Source organism: Myxococcales bacterium (assembly GCA_016716835.1).
GTDB lineage: Bacteria > Myxococcota_A > Polyangia > Haliangiales > Haliangiaceae > JADJUW01.
The window spans coordinates 549,302-562,383 of sequence record JADJUW010000002.1 but is presented as its reverse complement, the minus strand read 5'-3'; the positions used below and the strand labels follow the sequence as shown (position 1 = coordinate 562,383).

Annotated in this window: 12 protein-coding genes; 6 read left to right on the top strand and 6 right to left on the bottom strand. The window is 64.5% G+C overall.

From position 1 onward, the window contains the following. Positions 1 to 222: 222 nt before the first annotated feature. Together IPL79_17230 and proC are read right to left on the bottom strand one after the other, a co-directional pair. Positions 223 to 552, bottom strand: a complete 330-nt coding sequence (locus IPL79_17230; protein ID MBK9072722.1) for a YggU family protein — start codon at positions 550 to 552, stop codon at positions 223 to 225. An 8-nt stretch (positions 553 to 560) separates the two neighbouring features. Continuing rightward, a complete protein-coding gene (gene proC, locus IPL79_17225; GenBank protein ID MBK9072721.1) occupies positions 561 to 1,412 on the bottom strand; it encodes a pyrroline-5-carboxylate reductase in 852 nt (283 codons plus the stop codon). 49 nt (positions 1,413 to 1,461) lie between these two features. Between proC and IPL79_17220 the strand changes: the two genes are divergently transcribed. Then, on the top strand, positions 1,462 to 2,427 hold the full coding sequence (locus tag IPL79_17220; protein ID MBK9072720.1) for a hypothetical protein: 966 nt from the start codon (positions 1,462 to 1,464) through the stop codon (positions 2,425 to 2,427). Between the two features lie 132 nt (positions 2,428 to 2,559). On the opposite strand, the gene IPL79_17215 is transcribed toward IPL79_17220, so the two are convergent. Continuing rightward, a complete protein-coding gene (locus IPL79_17215; GenBank protein MBK9072719.1) occupies positions 2,560 to 4,086 on the bottom strand; it encodes an FAD-dependent oxidoreductase in 1,527 nt (508 codons plus the stop codon). Beyond that, positions 4,083 to 5,345, bottom strand: coding sequence for a (2Fe-2S)-binding protein (locus IPL79_17210; GenBank protein ID MBK9072718.1), 1,263 nt, complete (start codon positions 5,343 to 5,345; stop codon positions 4,083 to 4,085). The genes IPL79_17215 and IPL79_17210 overlap by 4 nt, the downstream gene beginning before the upstream one ends. 191 nt (positions 5,346 to 5,536) lie before the next feature. Here IPL79_17210 and IPL79_17205 point away from each other — a divergent pair, with 191 nt between their 5' ends. The 3 genes from IPL79_17205 to IPL79_17195 all read left to right on the top strand — a co-directional run bounded on the left by IPL79_17205 (position 5,537) and on the right by IPL79_17195 (position 9,705). Then, positions 5,537 to 7,420: a hypothetical protein gene (locus IPL79_17205; protein MBK9072717.1), complete on the top strand. Its 1,884-nt coding sequence runs from the start codon at positions 5,537 to 5,539 to the stop codon at positions 7,418 to 7,420. A gap of 69 nt (positions 7,421 to 7,489) precedes the next feature. Beyond that, positions 7,490 to 9,016 (top strand): family 10 glycosylhydrolase, encoded by a 1,527-nt coding sequence (locus IPL79_17200; GenBank protein MBK9072716.1) that lies wholly within the window; start codon positions 7,490 to 7,492, stop codon positions 9,014 to 9,016. Between the two features lie 56 nt (positions 9,017 to 9,072). Continuing rightward, on the top strand, positions 9,073 to 9,705 hold the full coding sequence (locus IPL79_17195) for an ATP-binding protein (protein MBK9072715.1): 633 nt from the start codon (positions 9,073 to 9,075) through the stop codon (positions 9,703 to 9,705). Between the two features lie 6 nt (positions 9,706 to 9,711). Here IPL79_17195 and IPL79_17190 read toward each other — a convergent pair whose 3' ends face one another. After that, on the bottom strand, positions 9,712 to 10,464 hold the full coding sequence (locus IPL79_17190; GenBank protein MBK9072714.1) for a hypothetical protein: 753 nt from the start codon (positions 10,462 to 10,464) through the stop codon (positions 9,712 to 9,714). Between the two features lie 218 nt (positions 10,465 to 10,682). Between IPL79_17190 and maf the strand changes: the two genes are divergently transcribed. After that, complete coding sequence (gene maf, locus IPL79_17185) at positions 10,683 to 11,288, top strand: septum formation protein Maf (GenBank protein MBK9072713.1); 606 nt, start codon at positions 10,683 to 10,685, stop codon at positions 11,286 to 11,288. 92 nt (positions 11,289 to 11,380) lie between these two features. Next, positions 11,381 to 12,427 carry a COX15/CtaA family protein gene (locus IPL79_17180; protein MBK9072712.1) on the top strand — a complete coding sequence of 349 codons (1,047 nt, stop codon included), beginning with the start codon at positions 11,381 to 11,383 and terminating at the stop codon, positions 12,425 to 12,427. On the opposite strand, the gene IPL79_17175 is transcribed toward IPL79_17180, so the two are convergent. Continuing rightward, a complete protein-coding gene (locus tag IPL79_17175; protein ID MBK9072711.1) occupies positions 12,428 to 13,057 on the bottom strand; it encodes a DNA-3-methyladenine glycosylase 2 family protein in 630 nt (209 codons plus the stop codon). It lies immediately after the preceding gene. Between the last annotated feature and the right edge of the window lie 25 nt (positions 13,058 to 13,082).

Sequence of the window (13,082 nt, the reverse complement as noted above, 5' to 3'; positions counted from 1 at the left end):
CGGGGGTGTCCCCACTGCTTTGTCTCATCGGGGCGGTGGTCAGCGGCGCGCTGGCGTACCGGCAAGTGATCGCACGTGTCTTCCTGCTCGCAGATAGCGACCCTCCGGGGTCGTGCGAGACGCTTGTGGTATCCACCGCGGTCGGTGCCAACACCACGGCCGTGCAATCTATGCTCGCGGAAGAAACGTGCGATCACCTGCCGGTCAGTACCCACCTGCTGGTCAGCATGCGCGTCCCGACGCGATACTCGCCAAGATCGTAAGCACGCCGTCGCTGGCTGGCACGCTGACGGTCTTGCGCCGCGAGCCCTCGCCGGAGACCAGCGAGATATCGCGCTGGGGCAACCTCAGCGTCTTGGCGAACAACGCCACAATAGCGGCATTGGCCTCCCCCTCGACCGGCGGCGCATGCACAAAAACCTTGAGGCGGTCGCCGTGGACGGGGCCCAATTTCTCGCGCGAGGCGCGTGGCGATACCAAGATGTCTATCAACAACGCGGCGCCAATGCGTCGCCATGGCGCCGTGCCGGGGGCGGTGGGTGCCTCCGCCATCACGCGACCTATTTGCGCGCCGTTTGCGCATCGCCGGCGTCGCGCTGCATCGCGCCCAACTCTTTGGCGCGATTGGTCGCGGTCTCGACCGCATTTATCAGCGTCGTGCGCAGGCCACCTTGCTCGAGCGTGTGCAGCCCCGCGATGGCGGTGCCGCCGGGCGAGGTCACCATGTCCTTGAGGCGGCCGGGGTGTTCGTCAGTCTCGAGCAACATCTTGGCCGAGCCCATGACGGTTTGGGCGGCGAGGGCCTGTGCATGGCGCCGCGAAAGGCCAACCTTGACGCCGGCGTCGGCGAGCGCTTCTAAGATGAGAAAGATATATGCGGGGCCGGAACCCGAAAGGCCGGTGACCGCGTCGAGCTGATGTTCATCGAGCGCGATGGTGAGCCCGACGGCATCAAAAATTACCTTGACCGCGGCCAGATCGTCGGCGCTGGCGTGCGCGCCCTTGGCGATGGCGGTCGCGCCGGCCTTCACCAAGGCGGGGGTGTTGGGCATGGAGCGCACCACGCGCAAGGGGCGGCCAAACCATGCCTCAATGGACTGCGTGCTGATGCCGGCGGCCACCGAGACAACCACCGCGGCGTCGCGCACGTCGGCGGCGATGTCGTGCACGACCTTGGCAAAGATTTGCGGTTTTACCGCCAGCACTAAGATATCGGCACGACGCGCCACCTCGCGATTGTCGCTGGTCACCTCGATGCCAAGCGAGACGGCAAGCTCCTGCCTTCGCTCTTCGCGTGGCGCCGACGCCAAAATGTTACGCGGCGCGACCGCGCCGGTATGAACGAGCCCCGCGATGATCGCCTGGGCCATGTTGCCCGCGCCGATGAAGCCTATGGTTTTGCCGGTTAACACGGCGCCAGCATAGCAAGTTGGCGCAGCCCGCACTACAGTGCGCGCCACCATGAAGACCATGCCCATGATGCGAATGACTCGATTTCTTGCGGCGGCAGCGCTAACGCTCGCCACCACCTCCTGTGGCAAAAAAGTAGAGCAAGCCCCGCCACCACCGGTCAAGGCCGCCGCGCCTGATGCCGCGGTTGCCGTGCCGCCAACCGAGCCCGAGAACTCCGGCTTTGTAGAAGTGGCCGGGTTTGCCACGCCGGAATCAGTGCTGGTCGTAGAGGGACAAGAATATTATCTGGTTTCGAACATCAATGGCGGCCCACTCGACATCGACGACAATGGCTTCATCAGCAAGGTTGGCGTTGACGGCACAATCCTGGAGCAAAAATGGATTGACGGGGGCAGCGACAAGGTAAAGCTGAGCGCCCCCAAGGGCATGGCGATCTTTGGCGGCAAGCTCTACGTCGCAGATATCACCTCGGTCCGCATGTTCGATGCCGCGACCGGCGCACCGACCGGCGAAATTGCGATCGAGGGCGCGAGCTTTCTCAACGATATGGCGGCCGGCAGCGATGGCGTCTACGTCAGCGACACTGGCGTCGACGGCACCTTTAAGGGCAATGGTAAGCACGCCATTTATAAGCTCGACGCCGCGGGCAAGGTAATCAAATATGTCGCTGGCGAGGGCTTTGAGGCGCCCAATGGCGTGTTGGTCCATGATGGCCAGGTGTGGGTCGCTAGCTTTGGCAGCAAAGAGTTTTATCGCATCGACGGCGGCAAGAAGGTGGACCCGCAGACCATGCCCACCGGTGGCCTCGACGGCCTCGACCATTTGGGCGATGGCCGCCTCGTTGTCTCGAGCTGGGAAGGCAAGACGGTTTACGTCGGCAGGCCCGGCGCTGCGTTTACCGCCATGATTTCCGACGTTGAGTCGCCTGCGGATATCGCGGTGGATCGCGCGCGCAAGAAAATCCTCGTGCCCACGTTTGGTGGCAACACGGTCCGCCTTTACAACTACAAGTAGCGCAGCGAACAGACCGCAGTGGGTGGAGGAGATTTCGGTGCACGCCTGCAGCGATGCCGAGGCGCATCCGTCTGGATGTAACGAGGCTCGCGAAGCCGTACACCGAAAGGTCCCCACGCAATGCGGTTCTGTCTAGCCGATAGAGAAATCTTCGCGCGGGGCGCCGCTACCGCGCTCAAAGCGATCGGCCGCATACTGCGAAAAAATGTCGTGCTTGGCAGCATCGCCACCGACAAACCAGGCCGCATACAGCTTGCCGATGATCGGCGCCATCATGAACCCATGGCCGACAAAGCCTGCGGCGAGATAAAAGTTGGGCAGCCCCGTCGGCGAACCCAGCAGTGGGTTGCCGTCAGGCGAGCGCTCGTACGGGCCGGCCCACTGCCGCAGCATCTTGACCCGCGCCAACGACGGCATGAGCGATGTAAGACGCGCGGCGTAGGTGGCGAGAAAGCGCGACGTCGACGACATGTCGAGGCCGCTGCCTTCATCGGGCACCGTGCAACCGCCCACCAGCTCGCCGCGCATCGACTGGCTGCAATACAGCCCGCTCGCTAGCTCCGAGACCATCGGCTGCAAGAATGGCTTAAGCGGCTCTGACGAACATATTTCATGACGCACCGGCCACGTCGGCAGCGCAACGCCAAGCATCGCGGCGATGTGAGGCGACCATGCGCCTGCCGCGTTGACGACGCGCCGCGCGCGCACGCTGCCGCGGGCCGTGCGCACGATAAAGCCGCCGCCCGCCTCGCCGCCATCGCGCTCGAGCGCGTGCACCGCGGTGTGGGTAAATAGCTTGGCGCCTTTGGCCTGCGCCGCTTGCGCGTAGCCCCATAAAAATGGCCACGGAAAGACAATGCCGTCGCTTGCGTTATATGCCGCGGCGACGATGCCTTGCAGATTGAGCTCCGGCACCAGCTCACCTGCCTGCGCCGGCGAAATGAGGCGCGTGCCGATGCCGAGCCGCGCGTGCAAATCGGCATTACGCGCAAGCTTAGCGACCTCGGCATCGGTGCGCGCCAAGAATAGATAGCCGCCTTGGCGAAACCAATTGTTGACGCCGAGCTCGGTTGCGAAGTCGCGACATAGCCCCACCGAGGCCTGCATCAAGCGCACATTTGTTTCGGTCGACCATTGTTGCCGAATGCCGCCGCCATTGCGCCCTGAGGCGCCGCCCGCGAGATAGCTGCGATCGATGACGACAACATCCGTCACGCCCGCTTGCGTCAGGTAGTACGCGATGGCTAGCCCAATCACGCCGGCGCCAATAATGACCGTGTCGGCGTGCGCGGGCAACGTTGGCGCATGCGCGGCGAGCGCCGCGTCGGCCTCACGTGGTGTTTGCGGCGCAGGCGGCAACGTCGCGGCAGCGGGCGCGCGATATGGCGATTCCAGCGCTCCCAGGCCTGCTAACGCGCGAAACGGCGTTGGCACCAGCGGCGACCGCGAGGTAAACGGCGCCATGGTTGCCGGCGGGGCGCCGGTGAGCTGCACTAACTGCCGCGCCACCAACGCATGGCATTCTTTGCCTTGGCACGGCCCGGTGCCAAAGCCGGTGAAGCGCTTGATCTCTTCCAAATCGCGATAGCCACACGCCACCGCATGTGCGACGTCGTCCGCCGTAACATCTTCGCAGCGGCATACAATGGCCTTGCTCATTTCGCCACAGCCGTTGTTGGATAGGCCGCTGACGCATAGGCCGCCGCCGCTCGCCCAGCGATCTCCGCCTGCGCCAACGCCGCCGCTTCATCGAGTTCACCGGTCACGGCACCGCAGGCAAATGCACCCGCGACCGACGTCGCCTGCCGCGCATCGACGGTGACGATAAAGCCGCCTTGCGCCTCACGCAGGGCAACCTCACAGCCGTGTTGCGCCGGCCCTTCGAACGCGGGCGAGCCCACCACCGCGACGCAGATCGCATCGCAGTCAATTTCCACCTCGCCGTCCGGTGTTGCAAGCGTCGCGCCCCGCACCCAGCCGTCGCCGTGGGCGGCTACCAGCGTCTCGATCGCGGCGATTGTCACCTCTGTACCATCAGGTCGCAGCAGCGCCGCCGTGTCCTGCGCGTGCGCCATCGATGCCGCGTCGCTAGCAATCAGCACGTGCTCTCCAACTAATACATCTGCGGCGAGCAGCGGCGCGACCGCGCGCACCGCAAATACACCGGGCAAGTCGTTATTGGCGAACACCGCATTTTGCGCGTAGCTACCCGTGGCCCACACCCACGCCCGCGGCTCAAGGCGGTACGTATGAGATGCTGAGGCTGCAATCGCGTACGCGCGGCCATGCTCGTGGAACACGCCGAGCAAGGCGGTGGCCGTCAAGACGCGCGCGGCCCCTGGCACGCCGCGAAGCGCGAACCCATCGTCGATCAGCAGCGTCGTCGCGCCAGCCGCCGCCGCGCTCGCCGCCGCAATGCACCCCGACACACCTCCGCCGACCACCAAGACGTCGCACACCAAACGCTCGGCCGGTAAGCTTGCCTCTTGCGAGCTCGCGCGCACAGGCAAGGTCCCCTGCCCGCTTAGCTGGCGCACGACCACTTGTGCCACGCGGTTTTGCAACCGCGACCCGGTCATGATGGCATGGTGATCAAGGCCCTGCGCATAGACGCGATCGATGATGCCGAGCGCATCATGGGTCGCGGTGGGCAAGGCATTTTGCGAGCACACCTCAAGGCCGTCGTGCACTGGCGTCATGCATGCGCGCATGTTCGGCTCGCCGTCAATCCGCATCAGGCAACTGCCGCAGTGGCCATCCATGCAAAACGGCGCGCGCGGGCGGTGATACTTAAGCGAGCGCATCGTTGGCAGCTGTTGCGCGATAAGCGCGGCCGCTACGGTGTCGCCGGCATACGCGCGCACGGACACGCCATCGACGCGCAACGTCACGGGATTTCGCTCCTCTGCTACCGTCATGCGCCGCGCCATCGCGCGTGCAGTTTGCGATATGCGCGCGCGCGGCGCGATCGTGCGCGGTCGTTTTTTTGCCCTACGTGCCGCGTGCCATCTCCATAGCCGCCAACGACCGCCGCCATTGCCCTTAACTTGGCCGTGATAACCGGCGGCTACGTTGACCATGCGAGATCGGCTGGGGTACGCTCGCGGCAATGGCAACCTCGACCAAACCTTGTCCGTATTGCGGCGCGATGAACCTCGGCGCTGCCGCCGCATGCATCGCCTGCAATCGGCCATTTCCCGCGGCTGCCGCCGCGCCCGCGGCGCCGGCTATTTCGCCCCCAGCGGCCGGCGCAGGCCCCTCGCCGGCGCGCACAATGTTTGGATATGCGGCCCCAAAGATTCCCGCGCCTGGCACGCCTGGCGCACCCGGGATAGCACCGACGGGCCAGCCAGGTCACCAACCCCCTGCCGCGGCCGCAACGGCCCCGACGCAGGTGCAAACGCCGATCGCCTCGGCTGGGAATTCACCAGGCAACTGGCGCCCCCCCGCTTCCATCACGGGCGCGCCGCCACACGTGGCACCGCAAAGCGTGCCGCACACGGCGCAACTGGTGCCGCAACCGATGTTTACGCTCGCGCCGCAACCAGGTCTTCAGGCAGCGGCGCCGCCCCACGCCGCAACCAACCTTCCGCCAGGAAACAGCCCTCCACCTGCGTACGCGGCAACGACAATTCCTCCCGCGAGCAGCCCGCCTGCGCCAAACATGTCCGCCGCCGCCACCGCCGCCACCATGGTGCCGGAGGCCGCGATGCAATCGCCTTTTGCCGGCCACCACGCCGGCGCCTATCAGGCCCCGGCGCCCGCTGCCATGGCACCCGCGTCACAGCAAGCCTACGTCGCGCCGCCGATGCAGCAACAGCAGCAAGCCTACGTCGCGCCGCCCATGCAACCGCAGCAGCAAGCTTACGTCGCGCCGCCAATGCAGCCGGGGCAGCAAGCCTACGTCGCGCCGCCGATGCAACCGGGTCAGCAAGCTTACGTCGCGCCGCCGATGCAGCCGGGGCAGCAAGCCTACGTCGCGCCGCCGATGCAACCGGGTCAGCAAGCCTACGTCGCGCCGCCGATGCAGCAACCTTCGTATGGACAACCGCCGACGATGCCTCCTGCGCAATCCTACGGCGGCGGCCCTGCTTACGTTGGACCTGACACCCCCGGCCCGCTCGACGACTGGGCGCGCAAGCTGCCGAGCTCGCAGCGCGGCACCTTGTTTGGCCACTCCCTCGATCTCTTCGCCAATCTCGAAATGCGCAACCTGCTGCTGATGATTTTCGGCGTCATGCTGTGCTCGTGCCTGGTGCTGCCCATGTCGACCTTGGGCGAAAATGTTTGGGCCTTTAGCAAAGGCGTGCCTAAGTTTTCCATGCTGGTGTTTCCCGTGCTGGCCGGCGCCTTTTACATCGCCGTCGCGCGCAATCTCGTGTCGCATGCGCTGGTCGGCGCCGCGCTGTCAGTGGTCGCCATCGTCGGCGTGTTTTCGATGGGCGGCGAAAGCAGCGGTAACCCGCTTGGCAGCAACACCTACTACTTCGGCCTCGCGGCGCTCCTCTTTGGCCTGATGGCGCGCCTGCAATTCCCCGAAGCCATGGCACCACGCGCGATTATTGCGCTCGGGGCCATATTCTGGCTCGTGTTTATGATTGATGCCGTCGAATTTATTTTCACGTTCGAACATATGCCCGCCTTCCTGGTCATCCACAACCTGCTGTTTTTTGCCGTCTTGCTCGCCGGCATTGCCAGCGGCGCGCTCGCCGTGCCCGCGGATAAATTGCCGCCGGCGCTCCGATCCCTCGAGGCCTTCGCGCCGTTGCTAACGGCAATCGTCATCGCGTGGGTCGTCATCCAGCCAATCCTCTTTATGTTGGGCTTGATGGGCGCCACCACGTTCAGCCATGGCCTGGTGATCGGGCTTCGCCTAATCGTCGTCGCGGTCGGTTACTTCGGCGTGTGGACCCTCGCCGCACCCGGCACGTTTAAAATCGTCACGGAGCTGCTCGGCGGCAAAACGCAGGGCGGCCAAGCTGGACAGGCGTAGCTGCTGCCCCTGCCACGCCGGCAAATTGTCTTGGGAAGCCGCCCCGGCTCGTGATACGCCTTAGCGGCAATGCGAGGCGCCGGCATCCTTATAACCGCGCTGGCGGCAACCGCGTCGTGGGCCCCCGCCGCCGGCTGCGTCGCAAGCCAACCGACCGCGCCCCCGCTTGATGGCGACAAGCGCCTCGACCTGGCACCGGGCCTCATCAGCGGCGAGTTCGTTGCCGCCACGCATGAGCGCCAGCTACGCGCCGCTTGGGTGGCAACCGTTTGGGGCCTTGATTATCCGCGCGATGCCTCGGCCACGGCTGCCGCCAAAGAGGCCGAGCTGCGCGCGCTCATTGGCGCACTCGCAGATCGGGGCTTTAACGCGGTATTCTTGCAAGTGCGCGCCGAAGCCGACGCGCTGTATGCCTCGGAGCTCGAGCCATGGGCTCGCGTCCTTACCGGTACGCAGGACGCGGCGCCTGGATTTGATCCACTTGCCGTCGCGATCGACGAGGCGCACCGCCGCGGCATCGAGTTGCACGCTTGGCTTAATCCATATCGCGCGCGCATCTCGGGCGTAACCCAAACCGCGGCGACGCATATCGTCAATACCCATCCCGAGCTCGTTGTCAGCTACGGCAGCCAGCGTTGGCTCAACCCTGGAAAGCCGCAGGTCCGCGCCCATGTGCTCGCCGTCATCGCCGACCTCACCGCGCGCTACGACATCGACGGAGTTCACTTTGACGACTACTTCTATCCCTACCCCGTAGCCGGGCAAACCTTTGACGACACGGCTACATATAATGAGTACCTCGCCGCAGGCGGCACGCTTGGGCTCGGTGATTGGCGGCGCGACAACGTCAACTTGTTGGTGCGCGGCGTCGCCGACCAGCTCGCCGCCTCCGCGCCACACGTGCGGTTTGGCATCAGCCCGTTTGGCATTTATCGCCCAGGCATACCCGAAGGCATCACCGGCCTCGACGCCTACGACGCCATCTACGCCGATGCGCCGACGTGGATCACCGAAGGATGGGTGGACTATTTGGCGCCCCAACTCTATTGGCCGACGACGCAGACGGCACAGAGCTACGCTACGTTGCTGCCGTGGTGGGCGTCGCTCGCAGGCGATAGCGGCCGCTTTGTCGTAGCGGGCATCAACGCCGCAGCGTATGCCACCACGCCAGCCTGGGACCTTACCGAAATGCAAACGCAACTCGCGCTCGCCGATAACAATATTTCCCCGGGCGTGCGCGGCGCCATCGCCTATAGCGCAACCAAAGTAACCGGCAATCAAGATCTCGGAAACTTGTTTGCAACCGCGTGGGTCGAGCCCGCGCTGCCTCCTCCGGTGGTCGCAGATGCGGCCGTGCCGGGCGTGCCGACTTTTGAGTTCGATGACGAGGCGCGACGCTTGACGATCGCCGGCATGGGGCGGTTTGTCCTCTATCAATACATAGGGACCAGCTGGACGGTGCGCGAGGTCATGGCGGGGCCGCAGACGCGCGTGCTGGGCGAGGGCAGCTTTGCGGTAACCGCGGTAGGCGAAAATGCCCGCGAGAGCAGCGCGGTGGTGATTACCGCGGTGTCCCCGGTGCAACAAACACCGTAACCGTCTGAATCTATTGGCGCTCGTCGCCTGTCAGAGGGATCTCGTACAAGCTGCCCATGCGAGTTTACTTCATTGGCAGCCATGCAACCGGAAAAACCACGCTGTGCCGCTATGTGTCCCGGCACTACAATCTGCCGATGATCACCGAGGTGGCGCGCACCGTGCTCGCCGAGATGGAAACCAACCTCGGCGCCATTCGCACCGACATGGAGCTGGTCGGGCAGTATCAGAAAAAGGTCTTTGCGCGCCAGGTTGCGGTCGAGCTGCAGGCCAAGGATGGCTTCGTCAGCGATCGCGCCTTTGACAACCTCGCCTATGCGGCCGATCACGCCACCAACGTCGCCGACATTTTCGCCTCCAAGATGTTCACCGACTACATGAAATGGGTCACCGACGGCATCGTATTTTTTGTGCGCCCGAGCAAGGAGTGCCTCAAGGAAGACGGCGTGCGCGCCGACGTCGAATGGGACGCCGTGCTGCGCATCGACGGCATGATCAAGCTCATGCTCGAGCAACACCGCGTGCAATACCTGCCTATTTCCGCGACCTCCATGCAGGAGCGCGTGCGCACCATCGATTTTGTCTTGCGCGATCGGGTGGCGGCGCGCCAGGCCGACGAGCCGGTCCGCCAAGTCGCGGCCTCGGCCGAATTCATCTCGCTGAGCGCGCCGACCGTGCGCAATAACTAACGCGCATCACTCAGGGTCTGGTATCGCCGGCGTGATTTCCTCATACACCTGAACAACGTCGAGCAAGCAGTTGCGCGACGGAGACACGCTAAAGTGGACGGTCACGAGCGCCGGCCCATCGGGGGCACCGATGGCGTCAAACGCCTCTTCGAGCCCAGTGTTGTAGGCAATGCGATTGCCGTATAAGCAATGCACGAGGGTGTCGTCGAGGAACAAATCCCAGCGGTCGTAGTCGACGCCACCGCGATATCGACCCCAGCCGTGCAAGGCGGCCTCATCGGGGCCGGTTCCCGCCATGTTCGACTCCTTGGCGTCCCACAGCCCACGGTAGGCCGAGACAAGCGAGACCGTGGCGCCATTTATGCCGAGCTCGCCGTCGCTTGACATGCCGAGCCCGTTGCTGATGACGGCGTCAAAGACGATCGTATTGGCTTCAATCCGCTCGATGATCTCGGCCGCGTTCGCCGAGCCACTTGGCGCCAGCGAATTGATGATTTGAATCCGGTCAACCGCGCAGGTGGTTTGCAGGCCGCGCCCCGGACATGGCACCGGCTTGCGGCTGCGCACCAAAAAGCCGTGGCCCGATTCGTTGCTCTCGATCCACACCCGCGACGCCTCGCCCTTGGGCACGTCGTCGCCGACGATTGAAAATCCGGGCGGCAGTTCGGTGTCACCGTCGCCGGTGCTGCCAAGACAACCCATCGCGGTGGCTGCGATGCCCGATAGCAACGAAATGAATACTTGTTTGGATAGCTTCATGCGAAGCAGTGATTGCAGCATTTGGGCCAAGCCACGGCCCGGTGGTTTACAAAGTCATTTCAACGTGTTGCACCAAAACATTCACTAACAAACCAGACATAATAAATTTCCCTCGACGCCGCCCGGGGCCATCGATCCTCACCTCGTGGCTACCGCCATCGCCATCCCGCGGCTAAGCGGCGACGAGCGGCGCGCCGGTCGCCTAGCGGTTTCATGGCATACTTCGCCGCGTGACGGCCCACCTCATCTTGGCCTCGGCCTCGCCGCGGCGGCGCGAGCTGCTCGAGCGTATCGGTTACCTAGTCGACGTCGCGCCCAGCGATATTGAAGAGTCGGTGGCACCAGGCGAAGCGCCGGATGACTACGTGTTGCGCCTAGCCACGCAAAAAGCGCTCGCCTGCGCCGATGCGGGGAGGCTGGGATGGATCATCGCCGCCGATACCACGGTCGCCGTCGACGCGCACATCTTGGGCAAGCCGGCCTCGCCGGATGAAGCCGCCGAGATGCTGCGGGTCATGAGCGGGCGGCAGCATTTCGTGCATACCGGCTACTGCATCGCCAAGCCAAACCGCGAATTGTTGGCGCGCGTGGTCACCACAGCAGTGCTGTTTGCTGAGCTTTCGCCGCAGGACATCGCGGATTATGTCGCCTGTGGCGAATGGGATGGCAAGGCGGGCGGCTACGCCGTGCAAGGCATTGCCGCAGCGTTTGTCCGCGAGGTGCGCGGCTCGATCACCAACGTGATCGGCCTGCCGCTGGCTGAGGTGCGGCTAGCGCTGCTTGACCTTGGCGGCCCCCGAGCTACGTTGCCGCTCAACCCCTAAGGCAGCGTCACCCGCCCCCACCGCGCGTGCCGCTGCAGCCGGTAACGTGCGACATTAAGCCGTCGTCGGACATCACATTTTACGCTACAAGCATGGCCATGGGACCTCATAACCAAATGGCGCGCGCACAGCAAGTTTGGCTCTGGGGTGCCGCCGCCCTAGTGGCCGCCATGGTGTTGGTCGGAGGTGCCACCCGGCTTACCGGCTCGGGGCTTTCGATCACCGAATGGAACGTGGTGCGCGGCGCGCTGCCGCCCACCTCCGATGCGGCTTGGCAGGAGCTGTTTGCCAAGTATCAGGCAACGCCCCAATTCGAGCAGGTCAATGCGCACTACGACCTCGCGCAGTTCAAGAATATTTTCTGGTGGGAGTATGCGCACCGCCTGCTCGGGCGCTTCCTCGGCATCTACATGGTGCTGCCGATGATTTTCTTCTGGGTACGACGATCGCTTGCGGCGCCGCTGCGCAATCGCCTGCTGCTGCTCATTGGGCTCGGCGCGTTCCAAGGCCTGCTCGGTTGGCTGATGGTTAAGAGCGGCCTCGTCGATCGCCCAAGCGTCAGCCATTTTCGCCTCGCGGCGCATCTCATGACGGCGCTGCTGACGTTTGTACTCATTGTGTGGACCGCGCTCGATTTGCGGCGCGGCGCGGCGCGATTTGGCGGCTTGCGCGCCAGCACGGCGGGCAAGTGGGTCATGGCATTTGGCGTGTTGCTCGGGCTGCAACTCACGTACGGCGCGTTTGTGGCTGGGCTCAAGGCAGGGCTGCTCTTCAACACCTATCCCCTCATGGGCGGGCATTTTTTCCCAGGCGCCACGCTGGGGGGCGCCGGCAGCCTCTGGAGCGCCGCGGTTAATCTGCCAGCGCTAGTGCAATGGATTCACCGCTGGCTCGGTGCCTGTGTGCTGCTCGCCAGCCTCGGCCTCGGGTGGCAGCTTTATCTTTCGCAGGCGCGAGGCTTTTGGCTGGTGCCGGCTGCCACCAGCGCGCAATTTCTCCTCGGCGTGCTCACCATCTTGTGGTTTCACAAAGCCGCCGTGCATGTCAGCGTCACTCACCAATTTGGCGCGGTCGTGCTGCTCGGGCTGCTGACGCTGACGGCGCATCGCGTAGCTTTGGCCAACCAAGCGGCACGCTAGTTACGACTCAAGTACGCGCCACATGTACCAGCCCGCCGCCGAGCGCCACGGCGCCCACGCGGCGCTGCGTTTTTCCATCACGCTTTCGGTGGGCAATTGTCGCAGGCCTAAAAACGTCTGCAGGCCCTTCTTTACGCCCAAATCGCCATAGGCAAACACGTCGGGCCGGGCCAGGGCAAACATGGCGAACATGTCTGCCGACCATGGCCCAATGCCGCGCACGGCGGTCAGCGTCTCGACGAGCTGCGCGTGCGGCAGCTGCCGCGCCTTGCGCAAATCCAGGCGGCCATCTTCCACCCGCGCCGCCAAATCGAGCAGCGCCAGCGCCTTGGCCTGCGACAAGCCCGCGCCGCGCAGCACCGGCATCTCTGCGCGCACCAGCACGCTAGCCTTGGGAAAGACCTTGGGCGATCCGAGCGCCGCCTGCACACGGCCCAAGATGGTCGCCGCCGCCTTGCCGCTGAGCTGTTGATAGACAATGGCACGCCCAAGCGACCCGTAAAGGTCGCGCGCCGGCGCCATCGTCGGCAGCCCGTGTTGCTTTACCAACGGCGCAAACCGCGGCTCCACCTTGCACAAGTGCCTAACCGCCGGCTTCCAATCTTTCACCGGCGCATTCACCGCTTGCATGGCCAAATTCTATCATTTGGTTGGC